At 44.3% G+C, this 16,671-nt stretch carries 18 protein-coding genes; 7 read left to right on the top strand and 11 right to left on the bottom strand.

Going from position 1 to position 16,671, the window contains the following annotated elements; translation table 11 throughout:
• Window positions 1-176 precede the first annotated feature (176 nt).
• The gene (locus NC996_RS20585; protein WP_190684450.1) at window positions 177-716 is read left to right on the top strand and encodes a hypothetical protein; all 540 of its coding nucleotides are present in this window, start codon (window positions 177-179) and stop codon (window positions 714-716) included.
• A 232-nt stretch (window positions 717-948) separates the two neighbouring features.
• A complete protein-coding gene (locus NC996_RS20590) occupies window positions 949-1,230 on the top strand; it encodes a hypothetical protein (protein WP_190684453.1) in 282 nt (93 codons plus the stop codon).
• 161 nt (window positions 1,231-1,391) lie between these two features.
• Here the strand turns inward: NC996_RS20590 and NC996_RS20595 are convergent, their stop codons facing one another.
• The 7 genes from NC996_RS20595 to NC996_RS20625 form a co-directional block, all read right to left on the bottom strand.
• A complete protein-coding gene (locus tag NC996_RS20595; protein ID WP_277879732.1) occupies window positions 1,392-1,514 on the bottom strand; it encodes a hypothetical protein in 123 nt (40 codons plus the stop codon).
• A 315-nt stretch (window positions 1,515-1,829) separates the two neighbouring features.
• A complete protein-coding gene (locus NC996_RS20600; protein ID WP_190684455.1) occupies window positions 1,830-2,015 on the bottom strand; it encodes a hypothetical protein in 186 nt (61 codons plus the stop codon).
• Between the two features lie 187 nt (window positions 2,016-2,202).
• Window positions 2,203-2,982 (bottom strand): M23 family metallopeptidase, encoded by a 780-nt coding sequence (locus NC996_RS20605; RefSeq protein ID WP_190684459.1) that lies wholly within the window; start codon window positions 2,980-2,982, stop codon window positions 2,203-2,205.
• 969 nt (window positions 2,983-3,951) lie between these two features.
• On the bottom strand, window positions 3,952-4,329 hold the full coding sequence (locus NC996_RS20610) for a hypothetical protein (RefSeq protein WP_190684466.1): 378 nt from the start codon (window positions 4,327-4,329) through the stop codon (window positions 3,952-3,954).
• Between the two features lie 42 nt (window positions 4,330-4,371).
• Complete coding sequence (locus NC996_RS20615) at window positions 4,372-5,328, bottom strand: phospholipase D-like domain-containing protein (RefSeq protein WP_190684470.1); 957 nt, start codon at window positions 5,326-5,328, stop codon at window positions 4,372-4,374.
• Window positions 5,329-5,425: 97 nt separating this feature from the next.
• Window positions 5,426-5,803 (bottom strand): thermonuclease family protein, encoded by a 378-nt coding sequence (locus tag NC996_RS20620; protein ID WP_242037501.1) that lies wholly within the window; start codon window positions 5,801-5,803, stop codon window positions 5,426-5,428.
• Between the two features lie 8 nt (window positions 5,804-5,811).
• Entirely contained in the window at window positions 5,812-6,147 is a 336-nt protein-coding gene (locus NC996_RS20625; protein WP_199303003.1) for a thermonuclease family protein, read from the bottom strand.
• Window positions 6,148-6,271: 124 nt separating this feature from the next.
• On the opposite strand from NC996_RS20625, the gene NC996_RS20630 reads away from it, so the two are divergent.
• Window positions 6,272-7,231 carry a competence protein CoiA family protein gene (locus tag NC996_RS20630; protein ID WP_199303011.1) on the top strand — a complete coding sequence of 320 codons (960 nt, stop codon included), beginning with the start codon at window positions 6,272-6,274 and terminating at the stop codon, window positions 7,229-7,231.
• A gap of 304 nt (window positions 7,232-7,535) precedes the next feature.
• Here NC996_RS20630 and NC996_RS20635 read toward each other — a convergent pair whose 3' ends face one another.
• Together NC996_RS20635 and NC996_RS20640 are read right to left on the bottom strand one after the other, a co-directional pair.
• Window positions 7,536-9,911 (bottom strand): hypothetical protein, encoded by a 2,376-nt coding sequence (locus NC996_RS20635; RefSeq protein ID WP_199303005.1) that lies wholly within the window; start codon window positions 9,909-9,911, stop codon window positions 7,536-7,538.
• A gap of 481 nt (window positions 9,912-10,392) precedes the next feature.
• On the bottom strand, window positions 10,393-10,947 hold the full coding sequence (locus NC996_RS20640) for a site-specific integrase (RefSeq protein WP_190684473.1): 555 nt from the start codon (window positions 10,945-10,947) through the stop codon (window positions 10,393-10,395).
• 666 nt (window positions 10,948-11,613) lie between these two features.
• Between NC996_RS20640 and NC996_RS20645 the strand changes: the two genes are divergently transcribed.
• Window positions 11,614-11,772: a hypothetical protein gene (locus NC996_RS20645; RefSeq protein WP_190684476.1), complete on the top strand. Its 159-nt coding sequence runs from the start codon at window positions 11,614-11,616 to the stop codon at window positions 11,770-11,772.
• Between the two features lie 58 nt (window positions 11,773-11,830).
• On the opposite strand, the gene NC996_RS20650 is transcribed toward NC996_RS20645, so the two are convergent.
• Together NC996_RS20650 and NC996_RS20655 are read right to left on the bottom strand one after the other, a co-directional pair.
• Window positions 11,831-12,208 carry a hypothetical protein gene (locus tag NC996_RS20650; protein ID WP_190684479.1) on the bottom strand — a complete coding sequence of 126 codons (378 nt, stop codon included), beginning with the start codon at window positions 12,206-12,208 and terminating at the stop codon, window positions 11,831-11,833.
• 45 nt (window positions 12,209-12,253) lie between these two features.
• Window positions 12,254-13,138 carry a phospholipase D-like domain-containing protein gene (locus tag NC996_RS20655; RefSeq protein WP_190684482.1) on the bottom strand — a complete coding sequence of 295 codons (885 nt, stop codon included), beginning with the start codon at window positions 13,136-13,138 and terminating at the stop codon, window positions 12,254-12,256.
• A gap of 252 nt (window positions 13,139-13,390) precedes the next feature.
• Here NC996_RS20655 and NC996_RS20660 point away from each other — a divergent pair, with 252 nt between their 5' ends.
• The 3 genes from NC996_RS20660 (at window position 13,391) to NC996_RS20670 (ending at window position 16,547) form a co-directional block, all read left to right on the top strand.
• On the top strand, window positions 13,391-15,538 hold the full coding sequence (locus NC996_RS20660; protein WP_190684485.1) for an FtsK/SpoIIIE domain-containing protein: 2,148 nt from the start codon (window positions 13,391-13,393) through the stop codon (window positions 15,536-15,538).
• A 33-nt stretch (window positions 15,539-15,571) separates the two neighbouring features.
• Window positions 15,572-15,826: a hypothetical protein gene (locus NC996_RS20665; protein WP_190684489.1), complete on the top strand. Its 255-nt coding sequence runs from the start codon at window positions 15,572-15,574 to the stop codon at window positions 15,824-15,826.
• Window positions 15,827-15,941: 115 nt separating this feature from the next.
• Window positions 15,942-16,547 (top strand): hypothetical protein, encoded by a 606-nt coding sequence (locus NC996_RS20670; RefSeq protein ID WP_339380257.1) that lies wholly within the window; start codon window positions 15,942-15,944, stop codon window positions 16,545-16,547.
• The last annotated feature ends 124 nt before the right edge of the window (window positions 16,548-16,671 follow it).

Raw genomic sequence — 16,671 nt, forward strand, 5'->3', positions numbered from 1 at the left:
TAATCAAATTATATAGCAGAAAAGTTAAATCAAAAGTCAGATTCAAGTCAGATTCAAGTCAGATTCAAGTCAAATTCAAGTCGGTCATTCTCAAGCTTGAACTCAGTCAGTCTATGTGTTTCATAGAAGTATCAACCTCACGGAAAGTGAGATTAATCCAATCTAAAGAATACGCCATGAAAACATTGACATTCCCTGGAACACTGACTGCACTGTTGATGATGTCTATTTCTGCACCTTTTGCATTCACACCATCAGCTAATGCAGCCCCAACGGAGCAACCTTCGGCGACTTCCGAAATGATGACAAATTATTACTCATTACCTACCGATACGCTGATTGCTGTTGGTCCCGACTGGCTTAAAAAGCTGCCGAAGGTCAAGGATGCTATTAGTCGGGAGATTGCAGCACACCTCAAGAATAATTATGCTCGTGGCAACAACAAAGACGCTTGGGTTGAGGCATTGGAAGCCCGTGGGACTAAACTCTATGTACGCGCGAAGGTGAAACACCACCAGGTCTGGAGCGGACCTTTTGGAAAGAAAGTAACAGTCTATAGCGTTACTAACACGATTGAAACATCGTTTGACCCGCTGAATCCAAACAGTACAATTGACAACTCCCGTATGTGCTTCAACTTAGCCCCCCAAATTGGTGGGGGCAAGGTTTGTGTGTCTGCACGCAATATCGTGCAAATTATCGTAGCGCTTCTCTAATTGATAGCGTACAAGCCTGAGAATGAAAATTTGAAGGCTCTGTCTCTTACTAGTTCAAAAAAGGTCTGAATCACTTAGGGTGAGCATTGCTCACCCTACTAAGCGAGAAGTCTGTGAAATAGAGAATTGGATTGATTGCTCTAAAAGTCAAATCAATTCATTTGTACTCAGGTTGCAAGCCAGGTAGCAAGAAGATTTGATGGAACTATTGAATTTACACAAGGAGTTTGTCATGAACGTTCGTACACTTTTAAAGCAGTTTTTTGTTGCTATGCCTCTTCTACTTTCCGGTATGACAGTTAATGATTATGCTCTAGCAGCAAACCATCAAACAAATTTATTGTCTAGCGGAGGTTCCACTGTTTCTGGAACTACGAACGAGGATTCTAAAGTAGATGGCACTCTAAAAGTCAATCACTCATCCACTTTGGCTTCGACTGCTAATTGCACCTGGGGCTGTTGGGATGACCCGATTACCAAAACACGACAATGTGGTTATCGCTGTTCTGTGTAGGCGAGTAGTTTATTAAGTTGTAGTTGTAGAGTGGAAAATGCCTACCCTACAACTACAGTTTAATCACTGCTAGTCGCCAGATGAAACGTCCAGGATTTGTTCTCCGACGCTCTGTAGCATTATCAATGCGATCGCTAATCTGGTAGGTTGGTTTACTAACCTCAGCCCAACCTCTTGAGATAATGCAATCTTCCTTGAGTATCTGCATACCAGAAAGCGATCGCATCAATTAATAATAGTTCCCTTCGCACTGCACTCAGATGCGCCAAGAAGTGGCGGGTCATGCTTTGCACATCTGAATTTTGGGTTCAGACGATACGACCCAGCTCTTTCCGATTCATGAGCAATCCAATCACCTCAACTTAAAGGATTGAAAAAGCTATGAAATTATTGTCGCTAACTACTCAATCCATTTTCAGCTCTATATCTCATTTTTTAGTCAAGCTTAAGCACAAAGAGAACAGTTCTCAATTTAACGAAACAGAATTTCTAAATGAACGGAAAAGTTCCTCCCGTCAAGCTGATGTAAATAGGAGAATTAAACAGGTTCAAGACAATTATTTTCTAGAACGCCGAACCTTCCTATAAAGGTAAGCACGTTAAATTCCACCCACAACCTTAAGAACTTGTATCGTTGCAGCGATCGCATTCAGTGCCTGCCGCATTGTGTGCTGGGAACCCCTACCAAACCCGGATAGATAAATCAATGCTAGATTCTCTTCCGCTCGCATATTGACGGTGAGGAATAAGGCTTGGAAATGGGAGACCGTGACCAGCTCTTTCATCGTGTGCTGTGGGAAGATGATTTTTCATAAGTGATTCTCCCTTGCCCACACGTCCACAAGCCTACCCAGTGTCCCTGACTTCACTCCTAAATTGTCGCGCTAAATTATTTGATGCAGCTTGCCCAGTGTAAGGGGGCAAGCCTGACCGTAAACGGTTAAAGTCAACTGTTTGATTCAGTGCCATTTACTAGGGAACAGTAATGAGGGCACTGGTAGATACGTTGCCACCTACGTCTATCACCCTGGCAATAAGGGTATCGCAGTTACTGGGCAGGTTGCGTACTCGGATACCATACTTGAGTTTCGTCCTCTTTCTGGCGACCATATTTGAGCTTTGGTATCCCTCAACCCCAATATCGTTCTTGTAAAGATACTTGTCGCCATTACCTTCATTGATGGTTTCTTTATCGTTGAAGTCAACGACTCGCGTCTCAAGGAGCGTATTACTGCTTTTGAGATCGACCTCAATGCGCTTCAAGTCGCCTTCTAGTTTGCTGTTTGCACCAAATCGGAGCAGTACAGCCATAAGACCATTAAGCTGGTAAAAGCTATCCAGGACTGGAGCGGTAAAATTGGCTGTGTCGGTGTAGGGTAAGTAACCAAGCGGGTGAACGCTATATTTCTGCTTTGGCGAACCTTTGCGGAACTCAAAATGCAAATGTGGGTATGTTGCATCGTCCATACCAACTGTTCCCAGAATTTGTCCTTGCTTAACAGGTTCACAGGCTTTGATAAAGGAGTTGATGCTTTTTAGGTGGAGATAGACTAAATACATCTCCCCGTCGGTAGGGTCATTCACCTTTATGATGATGTGGCGTGATTTATAGCCATTTCCAGCAGGGCCAGCTTTGCATATAACTCCATCTCGCATGGCGTAAACTGGTGTCCCGCACGGTGCGGGCAAGTCAATCCCATCATGGAAATCCCACTGGGAATTGTTAATGCGCGGTCCGAAGGAGGTGTTCATCGGATCGGGCGTTTCACTGTTACTTAAAGGTCAAACATAGTTTGCGAGCAAGTTTATCCCTCCCTTTTGCTTAAAACCGCTATTTGGTTTTACTCTATCGACTCCATAATGTCCGCAATATCTTCACGAAAATCAGGACTTCTTTGTTGCCCAACGCTTGTCAAATTCTGTTGTAGACGCTTGTGGATGCGATCTGTCGGTGTGCGCGAAGCGCCTTAAACGACGGTTTACGAGACAGAATTCTCAACTGGACGCGGTTCAACTCAAATCCAGTCCCAACACGTCCCATTACCCGTTTTTTAATCTATGTCTCATTTCATGCATGACGCTTTGAAAAAAGCTAGGTACGAAAAAATTTTTGGGAATACTGGTTTCGGAAGCCAAAGAATCAAGACCGGAACTTGACAAGTGTCTTGAACATCTCTGTAACCGGGATAGCCCCATTGTGTGGCGACTTGACTAGCTGGGTAGAAGCCTTAAGTATTTGCTAACGTTGATCGAAGACTTCAATACCTCTGTCATCGGATTTGTCAGCCTGACTAAAAGCATTGATACCACAACGGGTGGCGGCTTGAATGAACCTATGCCGGATTAGCCGTGAAGAGAGCTAGAGGTCGCAATAGAAGAAGAGGTAAGGCGCGATCGCGTGCGCCGAGTGGTTTGACAACTCTGGAATTTTCCAAAGAACCAACTTCAGGAAATCTCAATCTGGTGCGCCAGATTGAGAACTTTAAATTCTTTAAAGCTGACAGATGCCCTTTTCTGGCACTTTGGGAAAATTTGATGAATTTATCCGGTTACAACCTACGAAAAATCAAGCTTTCACCCCAGTTTAGCAGGAGAGGGTTAGACTACCATTTGTGAGCAATCGCACGATTGTGGCAGGCTCTTACACCGGCAAGGCATATTGAGTACACTGCACTTTAACCATTGTGCTGGCATTGTTGCCGATCGATAGCGTGCGATCGCTCAGACGCTATCATCGATCCAACCACAGTGGGCGCAATCCCAATGCACTGGGGGCAGGTTGTTCATATCAAAGGGCATCTCGCAGTGGGGACACCGACCCGTAAACAGCGGGTGATAATCCAGCAGCTCTAGCTTTTCCTCTGGTGTGAATCGTTGTCTTGGTACAGGTACTGGTTCGCCATCATAGGTTGGTTGCTCCAGCACCAACTCGTTATCAACAAACCTCGTCCCTGGGGGTGCCCACAGTTCAGGCGGTTCGGCAGCGGGGCGGAAGTCGAGGCAGCGATCGCTATCAGGTCCCGTGGGATGCACGGCACATACTATGGAAGGAATGCGGGGATTGAGTTGGCAGCGATCGCACTCTGGAATTTTTGGCATGGCATTATAGGTTTACTCAAGTTTTCCCTAGGACTTAGCGAACTACTGCTTCTCCAAATCCTTAGCGCTGTCAAACCGCTTAATCAAATCTGTAATGATGCGCGGGTCATTCGTTCTTAAGCCCACTTCTCGCTCCGTGCTTTTGGTGTCTGAAGTCAGAAAGTTGTGACTTCCCAGCATGGTCCACGAGCGATCGCATACGATAAACTTCTCATGGGTCCCCAGTAGCTTTAGTTTGAATCGGTCTGGATATTTCCGCTCCAAAGTTTCCAGTTCGGGTAAAGCACTGTAGAGATAGGAAGAAGATTTAAGCCGCTGGCGGATTGGACCAATAGAACTTACCTTGTCAATATCCTTTAGATGTCCCCAGCCGACGGCAACACGAACCTTTCGCTTAAGTAGTTCCTCAAGCTTCTGAATCACTTCAGAATTGACGCCGTAAATATTTGGCCACGGACAAACTAGAATCAACCGTTCCTGAGCAAGAGCGAGGGCTTCCATGAACACGGCGCGGCTGCCAGGGCGGTCAATCGCCAGTTGATACTCATAAGGCTGGATGGCTGCAAGCTGTCGATTCATCTCAAGTGTCAAGGCTTGTGCTGATTTCTCAATCTGACAAGCAATCGCTTTTTCCAGTTCTAGGGAATGAGGGAGAGATGAGAGCGCGTCCTTTAACTCCTGAATCTGCCCTAGCTCTGGTCGGTCGTCGAACTGCTGCGCCAGTTGTGCGAGGGACTGGCTGATAGGGTTGAGGTCTACGGTTTCGGCTGGAGGTAGCGTATGGATCTGGTGATGCAGGGATTGAACAACCTGATGCACGTCAGCGATCGCACTTTTGGTGTATTGCTGCGCCTGTTGTTGAAATCGGTGGCGATTGATTGCGTTGAGCGAGAGAGCTACCGTCAGGGGAGCGGTTGCATAGACCACCTGCTGTGAGACTGCCGCCGCGACGGTTCCTAGCGCAGAACCAGCGATCGCTGCATATTCAGCAATTTCCATCCAAGGGCGTTTCGTGGTAGACCTCCTTACTGGCGCTAGAGTTGGTTACTTTTTTAGTCTTCCCCGCTTAACTGAGTGATCGCTCCTCACTGCACTGTTACCTTTTTTCGCATCCCACCCCGTCACTGTCGCCGTCAAAGCCATGCGGATCGGGAGGCAGAACCTTGAAATTTCGATAAGAGATATCTGGGCAATTCAGATCCGGTGGACCTGGGGGAATACATACACCTGGATAAGCGGAGCTACAGTTTTGTTGGGCAGATGGGGCTGGCTTGGGCCTGGCGCTGGAGGATGGTTGATTACTTGCTGATTGCCCGACTCGACGAAAATCCCACGGCATGACTGGTTTACTTTGATTCCAGAATCCCAATTTCTTCTGCTTGGCTTGGGCTTCAGCTTGAAGGTACTGATTCTTGGTAGATGCACAGCCGCTGAGGTACTGGCGATACACGACAGCTTGCCCCTGCTTAACCATTTGCAGGTTTACTGACTGTTTTCCCAGGTAGAGTTCAGCGACAGTTCGTCTGTAGCGAACTGACAAGTCAGCGCTTCGCTATCGCGCTCAATTGCCCGAATCTGCACAGTTTTACCAGGGGGGAGAAGTTGCTTGAGTTTCGCCGCTGATTGCTGACCCCAGGGGCGCTGTCCTGTTTCTGGCGCATCAATGCAAGCCATGCGAATCGTGACGACCTTCCCTTGGCTCTTAACTCGGAGCGTATCGCCATCGCCAGTGCTGACTACTGTTGCTGTGGTCTGGGCAGCGGCGGGGATTCCGGTTAAGACAAGGACTAGAGCGGCGGCAATTGCGGGTTTGTTCATCACACCTTCTCCTCTGGGACAGTTCTAGTGTTCCCAGAAATTGGGAGGCGATCACGCTTATCAAGAGAGCGTCCTGATTTCATCTGCTGTGGAAGTTAACCATAAATACTTAATGATTCGCGATATGACTGATGTGTGGCTGCTAAAGTTTGGGGTCAGCGCTGATAATAAATTGGTTGATATTGTTGATGTCCCCAGCGGAAAAAGTGATTTAGTTTGCCCCTATTGTGGAGTCAAATTAGTTGCAAAGAAGGGTCAAATTAAGGAACATCATTTCGCTCATACTGGGCAAACCTGTCGCTCCGTGACGGTTAAACGAGAGTTTCCCACCCTACCTCTGTATGACAACTTCAATATCGAGCTATCAGGTCAGGCACTGCAATTGCTCAAAACACTTTGGGTTTCATGCGGTCAGAATGATTGGAGTATTCCTTTCTCTGGCGAACTCAAGCCATTAATCAAAGCAAACTTATTGCAGAAGAATCCCTATCAAAATCCTCCCGGCTACGAGTTTACACAACTAGGGATGATTCCAGTTGGAGCGCTGCCTTTACAAGAATTCAATCAGATTCAAGAGCCGCTTCTCCTCAAGAAATTAGGTGATATAGAACGACAGGTAGAACTTGCTAAAGTTCTTAAATCCCTGAACCTGAAAGAACGAGTGGTTGATTTATGGCTTTACCGAACTCAACTCAGAAGAATTCTGGAGCATCGTTTGTACTATTTAGAAGTGAAAACTGATAGTGAAACTCTATATAAAATTGGTGTAACCAAGCGAAGACTTGAAGAACGAATAGTAGAAATTAGGCGGGATTTGCGCTCACACTACAAAAACGTTGAACTTAAGGTACTGGGTACTTGGGAACACAGAGGCAACGTTGAGCTATATTTCAAACATTGTTACCAGCCTTTTAACTATCGATTGGGTAGCTTAACTGAATATTACAAGTTTGATGCTGAAGCGAGTAAAGTATTGAACGATTTGAACCAGATGCATCTCAAATATCTTAGCCAAGTAGAACTCGATATTTTAATGGAGGATGATAAGCCAGGATCTGCTAGGACTGAAAACCATTGTCTGTGAAAACGAACCCTTTTAAAGACCTCAAACACGATGATGACCCGCGAAGTATTGAGGCTCGATTTGGGGTTGAGCGGCGCAATTAACTGATCCAAGCGCGAACGAAATTAAGAGAAATTCAAGACAGATTAGCGGATGCTCTGGATTTGCTGGAATGAGATGATTCGGTTCTATAGCAATCCTAAATAATTTGTGAACACCAGCTCCCCGACCTCTAGGAGAAGTCAGGGATGTAAACCTCTGGCATCTCACAATTCAAATAAAATTGCTGTATATAGCATCACAATAGTGATAAGAGGATTGCAGCTTAAACTGTACTATATTTTTGACCAATTTCTCTAAGCAGTGTAGTCAGATTATACTTGTCAAATTCATCAGATAATCTATCTACTACATCTTTCAAATTAGACAAGTCATCCATATATTGCTTGTCAGATAGCTGTGACGCTAATTGCGGTGTTAAAAATCTTACTAAGTCATCTTCGTGTTTATCAGATAAAATATCTGTAACATCTTTTACTTTGGACAAATTTCTATTGTCCCGCTCGTCCAATAAAACATCTGCTATTTTTTGCAATCTAGGGACATTATTTCTGGACTTCTCTTGGGATACAAGCTCGGCTAAATTTTGGTCATCAGATACTATAGCTACTAACCCCTTCAACTTAGACAGATCCGTTGCGTATTTCTTGTCGGATAAAATATCTACCACCTTTTTTAACTTAGATAGTTCCTGCTTCTGCTTCTCTTGAGATAGCAGTGAGACTAATGCCGTTTCTGTTTTGACAAATCTTGCCAAATCTTCGTACTCGATCGATTTGTTTTTCCAGATGAGCCTGCGCTCTGTAAATACAATACCCTCTTTCGCATCATGCCATATACTATTGTCTATCAAAGCGATTACCTTTTCTTCACGATTAACAGATAACCAAGTAGACAGCGCATTCGACAACTTATCCAAGGGCATATTAGGAGCAGAAAAACCTTCCTCAAAATTGTATTTCTGCACGTTCTTTTGAAGGAATTCTCCCAAAGAGCCTGGTAATGGATCTTCAGTCAAGGTATAAGTTCGAGTTTCTAACTGGCGCAGCACTGCCTGATCTCGTTTCTTTTGCCCTTTCAGGAATGACCAAATCAAAAATGCTGTACCTGATGCCACAAGAGCAGCACCGCCAGTTATTGCACTCAGTCCACCAAGAGCCGATATTGTAGTAGTGATAGCAGCAGCACCGGACAGCGTACCAGTGACTCCCAAAGCGCTGGCAGCAGTCCAAGCCGCTAAAACAGTGGTAGCACCAGCTATTGTTCCTGTACCGATAGCAATCCCCAGATTTTTTTGATCTTCGCTATCCATTTCTGAAACTAAGGCAATAGACAGCATCCCTGCGGCTCCAATCAGTGCCGCTCCTCCTGTTGCTACGGCTAACCCACCCAGCATTCCCAAACCACCAGCCGCAACAGAACCACCACCTAAAACGGCTAAAGTTGCATTTGTTGCAGCTGCTCCAGACAAGCTACCAATACTAACACCCGTTGCTGTTTCTGCTCCAATCGTAGTTAGCACTTTCGTAGCTTGCGGGACAATCGCTGCACCTTGGTTTTTCGCCCGCTCTAGTTTATGTCTGAATTCATCAGCATCTTCTACGAAAGCATCTACTGTTTGAGTAAAATTTTCTAAATTGTCTAAATTCTGAGACCTTGCTAACAAGTAAACAACTTTAGCATTATCTGGGATATCTGCATTGTGGATAAAGGAGTCTAGGGAATTCAACGTTGCTTCATCGGTTGTTTTTTTGCCATCACGTACTGCCTGATAAATCGACAGGTAGTTTACTTTTTGTTCAAAAGTTAGTTTTTTAGTATCATTAATCTCTTTGATAAGAATCAAATCAACTGTTAATGCTCTTGATTTTGCACTTGCTATCGAGTAAATCCGTTTAATTTCTAAAGGCAGGGAGGAGCTTGCCACAATCGAGTCTAAATCTGTGAGCGCTTTAAAGTCAGGTACAGGTTCTTCAGCGCGGACGTATGCGTAGGTTCCTACGATTAGTTTTTTCTCTGTCTCAGTCAGTTCAGATTCCGCTAATGTAGATTCAATGGCCTGCTTAATTTCGAGTAAGCGCGAATTAGTACTAGCAAGTTGATAACGCTGTTGAATTTTATTATCTAGTTTTGAGGAATATATCACATAATCAAGAAAATCTAATGCGATCAAATCCTTAATGTAATTAGCTTCCTCGACGTTTTCATACACGAATTTGCATTTTTTCTTACTTGATTCTTCGAGAAATTGGGTATTTTTATCAATTTCTTGGTAAATCTGGTCAGCTAGCCTTAACTCTTGGTCGTATAAGGTATGAAAAACTACAGTAATATCTTTACCTTTTTGACCACGACCTTTGATAATAATCTCTTGATTTTCTTCCGTTTGGGGGATAATCTCTACGGAGCAAGTCTCTCCAGAACGCAAAGTAAAGGTTTCCTTTCCTCCCTTCTTGGCTGTTGTATAAGGAACAAAAATATGATATTTCTCTACGATAGAAATATATTTTCCGGCTTCCTTGCTATCAGCCATAGCGCTAGCTGGATAAAGCAAGTCTTTTGCCATCAGGCCGAATGTGCCTAAAGCTAGATAACTAAGAAAATAACGGCGGCTCAGGGTGGAAATACTTAGTTGAGGCATGACTAATATTTTTATATTTCTGGAAGTGTTTCACAGTTGTTGCTGACTAAGCTACAACCCACTCATTATTAGCATTTTTAGTCCATCATCACCACATTGGAAACGCCACCCGAAAATTATTAGAAGTTGACACCAGCTCAGTGCGACCGTACCAAGAATCACAATTGAAGTACCAGAAGAACTATTAGAGTAACTGGTACGAGTAGGCGACAGCGATCGTGTACAGTGACTTTTTAATTGTCGTGGAGACATAATTAGTGTCGTTAAAGCAGCAAAGCTAGACTTAGCTGCTTTTGGGCTTGGAGTCAGGACACACAATCGTTTGGAGCTGATGATAGGTCGCTCGTGCAAACTTTCCCTGCAATCTTGGAGTAGAGCTACTTTGCGCGAGCGACACGAATTTGGCTCGATGTCATTTAATTTGGCACTGTACACATCTGGACAGTTCTAGTGTTTCCAGAACGTGAAGGGCGATCGCATCCTACCAACCAATCATCGATACCGCCTTCCGCTTCTGCTCTGGCGACACTTCCAAGTAGCGCTGCAAAGTACCCAGGTCGTTGTGACCCGATATCTCTTGAATGTGCCTAAGCGGTATCCCGGCATTGTGCATTTGAGTCAGAGCAGTTCGCCGGAAGCTGTGGGTACTGACTCCCTCGACTCCTATGCGCTTGCAGGCATCCTTCAGGATCTTGTCAGCCATGAACCGACTCAGGTGTTCCTTCCCCCTGACTCCGGATGGAAACAGTGCCCCGGCTTTGAGAAGCGGGTACTCTGCCAATATTGCCGCGAGTGCAGGTTGAACATCCACGACGCGGGTTTTCAGTTTTCCCTTCGTGGTAGACTTCCTGAAAGTCAACGTTCCACTTTTAATGTCAGTAGTCTGGAGCGCCAGTGCTTCCGATACCCGACACCCGGTAAAAAGGCAGATGGCAAACACAGCGCGATCGCGTGGCGACTTCAACCCATCGGTGAACAACCGCCTCAATTCATCTGAGGTAAGGATTTTCCCTTGCCCGTTGCCGCTAACCTTCATGGTGGTATTTTGTCATTAATCCCTAGACTACACGAAATTCCGGTTTCGTGGAATAGATGCCCAAAAGTATAGCGCTAGCGTTGGTTTAAAGATTTTGGATTGCCGGATTCAACCGAGCTTATCAATCCCGCTCCATCCGCCTCACGAGAGAATCAGGGTTCCGGGCGCAATCGATGATTTTTGCTTATGCCTGCGCGGTTCTCACTGTCATCAAGTAAAATCCGTTCCTTGAATTTGTAACGAATAGTTTGTTCCCTCTGGTGTCCACAGTTGTTCCGATTCAGCAAAGAGTTGGAAATCTTGAGTGTGATCGCCCTTTAGAATTCGGAGCGCCGAATTCTAGCTTCACCCGTCCGGAGGGTCGGAAGTTGAGACAGCGATTATTATCTGGTTCCGTGAGATGCAGGGCACAAACTAGAAAAGGATTGCGAGGAGTGCCAAAGCAGCGATCGCGGTTTATTTTTCAAGACTGATCCGGCTGCTCTCGAAGGGTGTGATCGCGCTCCTTTCAAGAGCAACGCTGCAAGGTAGAAGCGTTGCTTACAGGATGCGATCTGCGCGATCTGGGGGATGACTTATGCCTTTGAAGCAATAGACCTCATGGAAAAGTCGCAGGTGGGATGGTTACAAGTCGGTTGAGAACTTTAGATTCTCAGAAGCTGACAGATGCCCTTTTCTGGCACTTTGGGAAAATTTGATGAATTTATCCGGTTACAACCTACGAAAAATCCAGCTTTTACCCCAGTTTGGCAGGAGAGGGTTAAATTACCATTTGTGAGCGATCGCACGATTGTGGCAGGCTCTTACACCGGCAAGGCATATTGAGTACACTGCACTTTAACCGTTGTGCTGGCATTGTTGCCGATCGATAGCGTGTGATCGCTCATACGCTATCATCCAACCAACCACAGTGGGCGCAATCCCAATGCACTGAAGGCGGGTTCTTCATATCAAAGGGCATCTCGCAGTAGGGACACCGACCCGTAAACAGCGGGTGATAATCCAGCAGCTCTAGCTTTTCCTCTGGTGTAAATCGTTGTCTTGGTACAGGTACTGGTTCGCCATCATAGGTTTGTTCCTCCAGCACCAGCTCGCCATCAACAAACCTCGTCCCTTGGGGTGCCCACAATTCCTCCGGTTCGGCAGCGGGGCGGAAGTCGAGGCAGCGATCACTTTCTGGCCCTACGGGATGCACAGCACAAACGATAGAAGGAATGTGGGGGTTGAGCCGGCAGTGATCGCACTCTGGAATCTTTGGCATGATACTACAACAGGTTTACTTAAGTTTTCCCTAAGACTTAACGGACTACTGTTTCTCCAGATCCTTAGCGCTGTCAAATCGCTGAATTAAATCTGTAATAATGCGCGGGTCATTAGTCCTTAAACCCACCTCTCGCTCCGTGCTCTTGGTATCTGAGGTCAAAAAGTTGTGACTTCCCAGCATGGTCCACGAGCGATCGCACACGATAAATTTCTCATGGGTCCCCAGTAGCTTTAGTTTGAATCGGTCTGGATATTTCCGCTCCAAAGTTTCCAGTTCGGGCAAAGCACTGTAGAGATAGGAAGAAGATTTAAGCAGCTGACGGATTGGACCAATAGAACTTACCTTGTCAATATCCTTTAGATGTCCCCAGCCGACGGCGACACGAATCTGGCGCTTAAGTAGTTCCTCAAGCTTCTGAATCACTTCAGAATTAACGTCGTAAATACTGGGCCACGGACAAACTAAAATCAACCGTTCCTGAGCAAGAGCAAGGGCTTTCATAAACACAGCGCGGCTGCCAGAACGGTCAATCGCCAGTCGATACTCATAAGGCTTGATGGCTGTAAGCTGTCGGTTCATTTCAAGTGCCAAGGCTTGTGCTGATTTCTCAATCTGACAAGCAATCGCTTTCTCCAGTTCTAGAGGATGAGGGAGAGATGAGAGTGCGTCCTTCAACTCTTGAACCTGTCCTAGCTCTGGTCGGTTGTCGAACTGCTGTGACAGTTGTGCGAGGGACTGGCTGATAGGGTCGAGGTCTACGGTTTCGGCTGGAGGTAGCGTATGGATGTGGTGATGCAGGGATTGAACAACCTGATGCACGTCAGCAATCGCGCTTTTGTTATATTGCCGCATCTGTTGTTGAAATCGGTGGCGATTGATTGCGCTGAGCGAGAGAGCTACCGTCAGGGGAGTGGCTGCATAGACCACCTGCTGCGAGACTGCCGTCGCAACAGTCTGGCTGAGGTCGATGAATTGGTTGGATTCGGGGATGACATATTTAAAAGGGCTGTGACATATTTAAAAGGGCTAGTGAACTCGTCGAGTATTTCTTTAAGGGCGGCTTTGACTTCGGAAACGTCTACCTGGCGAATAAAGGACAAACTTCATAAAATAACCAATATTTGGCATTTACATCTTTATAAAACCACGTACCGTAGTTATCTACATAGATTTATACAAATGGTTTTCCCAATTGCCTTTCAGCTTACGCATCAACCTAATCTAAGCGCGTTAGCTGCCAAAAACCGTTACAGCAGTACAGCACTTCGGGAAATCAATGAGATTCAAAATCGATTTTTCCAGTCATTGCTACGAGAGCCGCTTATTCTCTCACTCCGCTATATTTATGAGCCTAGCGCTGCTTCAAATCAACGCCTCCAGATTTTTCTAGTTTTTAATACTGAAATTAAAGATTTTTCAGAGCAAGAACAGCTAAAATATCGCCTAATATCTGCGTTACAAAGCAGCGACTTTTATCAGATATATCCATTTCAATCTATTGATCTAAACAGTAGTCAATTTCAGGCTTTACAGAATCTAGATTGGGTTAACTTTCTAATTGAAATTAAAAAAGCCGAAACGATCAGCGATAAGGGATATTATCTCCCCCGTCGATTTCTGGCCAATCATGAGCATGACATGGTGAATATCTGTGAACAGTTCAGCCGAGTTCACCACAATATTGCACCAGAACGCTTTTTACTAGAAATTACGCTTCAAACCTATAACAATCCTTCTGAACGTTCTCAATGGATGAATGCACTAGATACCTTACTCAAAGTGACGTCTAAGGCGGCTAACTCTGCTAAAGATGCTATTCTAGAAACAGTGATAAAAGGTGTCCAGAACTACCAGATTAGTTATAGCCATAACCCCCTATTTTCCTACAGCCTCAAACTTCTGGCAGAAAAAGAAAACAACCTTTCCTACTTCGCAACAACATGGATACAAAATGCTACAACTAGTAATTATACTAATCAGTATCAAAACTTACCAGTTGTCGGACGGGGTAGTTCAGAATTTCAACAAAGTTTGCAAGCTACTCGTGAAGTTCGGGTTTCTCCACGAAGTTCTCCACCTTCACGTTACTTGCAAGTTTGGCAGCAACAATTTGGCAGTCAAGATATCTGTCAAGTTTTTGGTTCCAAGCCTCTACTAGGTAATGGTTCTACTTCATCCTCACAACTTGTTCCACCCCCACAACCACCAGTTGCAAGTTATCAGCCTTTACCTAACACTTCACAAGCTTCAAGTAGTCTAGCCTTGGGTGGTAGTCATGCTTTAGCTAACTCTATTGCGACTCAAGGTTGGCAGCGTTCCCAACTTGCTAAAATGATGGATTTTTTACCATTACAACATTTGGTAACTCTGGATGAATTCAGTAGTTTTTTGCGTGTCGTTGTACCTAAGACAAAACCTATTCCTGGGATGGCAGTTGCCCAGACCTCTTTCCCTAAATGCACAGCAGAAGAGCTTTTTTTCTCGCACAAAAATCTAATTACGAAAGACAAATATATTGTTGGTATTAATGAGCAAGGAAACGTAGTTAGTTCCGATTGGAATGATGCCCCACATCGTCTTGTTGCAGGCGTAACTAGATGTGGAAAAACTAATTTTCTCCATTGGTTAATATTCCAGTTTCTCTATGCTGACCCCCAACGGAAAGTTTTTATTCTTGATCTTAAACAAAATAACTTTCGCTTCTACACAACACAGCTCCCAAAAAAAATAAGTGAGCGCGTTATTATTGCTACAGAAATACTTAAATGCGGTGAATTGTTAGAAACTGTTTACGCAGAGTATCAAAGGAGGCAAGAAATTATTGGTGACTATCAAACTATTCAAGAGATGGTGGACAATGGTGGACAATACGTTCCACGCCTCCTTGTTCTTGTGGATGAAGCTGCAATGATTCCGGCAAAATGTCGAGAAATTAAATCAACAATTCCTTTGATAGAGCAGTATAAATATCCTAATTTAACAGATCTCCAAGCTAAAATAGACACTTACTTACAATATTTTGCTACCACTGGTGCAGGCTTCGGTATTCACCTGATGTACTGTACTCAAAATCCAAGGGGAGACGTAATTACTACCCAAGTGACTAGCCAGTTAGAAGAACGTCTTATCTTTAGAATCACAGGTGATACTAGCGCTGGTATTATTGGTGAGAAGTTGTATAGTCATGGCTTAAAAATACAAAAAGGGGAGGAAGGTAAAGGTATTGCTTATATTGATGGTGTTGAGGGAAGCCAGTACGTTTATACGCCTCTAATCGCTGTACCCCCAGCGACGTCTTTTGAGCGGACATTGTGGAATATACTCTAAATGGATGGGTTTACTGTTTGAGAGGAAACAATTATGCAAGAGAACCTAAATCAAGGTGATGGCAGTCTCGAAGAATATACGAAACTGCTCATAATTCTAAGCCAGCAAATGAAAGAGTTAGAAGCTTTAAATAGTTCTATTTCACAAGTTACTGAAGGAGAGCTAGCTTCAAGGTTTCTGCTCATTATTGAAAACCTAAAGGTATTTATGGCTACTAGCGCTGCTGCTCAAAATACTATGGTAGTTATTCTTGCAAAACTTCGCAATCTTCAAGGCAACGGTCTTTAGCTTTGCGAACAAGGCAACGGACTCTCCATCTTCAATACCTTTAGACGAAACCAGAACGAGCAACGTTTTATCAAAATCCAACACAACTTTCACATCTATTTCCTCTGGATCTACAATGCCTTCTCTTGTGACAGATCCATCACTTATTCCATTTGTTAAATTAGCTTTTATTAGCAACGATGCCTCGGTGGTGTATAGTCCCGATTTAGGATTGCGCCTCTCTGATCTTAGAGAAAACCCTGCTTCTAATTATTATTCAAAACCACCTGAAAAGAAAGTCTTAGGAGATTTAGGTGAGATAACAGTCTTCAAGATGTTGGTTGATACTACAGGTGAAGATAGATTAAGTGAACAGGAATTAGAAACCATTAGAATCAAACCATTCCTCGCGTCACGCATAAATAATAATGACCAAAATCCCGACTTTTATATTCCTAGTCGGAATTTAGTTGTTGATGCAAAGGCTTGGAAAAAGCTCGGAAGTAGCAACTTACATAAAGTGATTCAGAAATATGTGAATCTTGAATGCTTAAGTCAAGGTGGGGAAGTGCGGCTTTACTTTCCCTCAGACACTTATCAGCAATATCATACACCTCTAGGAAAACTTCCTACCCAAATTGGTTCTGTTAGAATTCGTGCTGTTCCAATGGAAGCAACTTATAAGGATTTGACTAGCCAGCGCGAAATTATATTGATGTATCTCAAAAGCTTAATTGTATGAAGCAAAAATAACAAAGGCTCCGGGTGGCAGGGCAGATTGAAGTTAATTTAGACCTTAAAATTAAGTAGCTGCTCGTATTTAATATCAATCAATTGTTTCTTTAATTTTTTTTATACTATTATTT

The sequence above is a fragment of the Trichocoleus sp. ST-U2 genome (genome assembly GCF_039961875.1).
Lineage (GTDB): Bacteria > Cyanobacteriota > Cyanobacteriia > Cyanobacteriales > FACHB-T130 > FACHB-T130.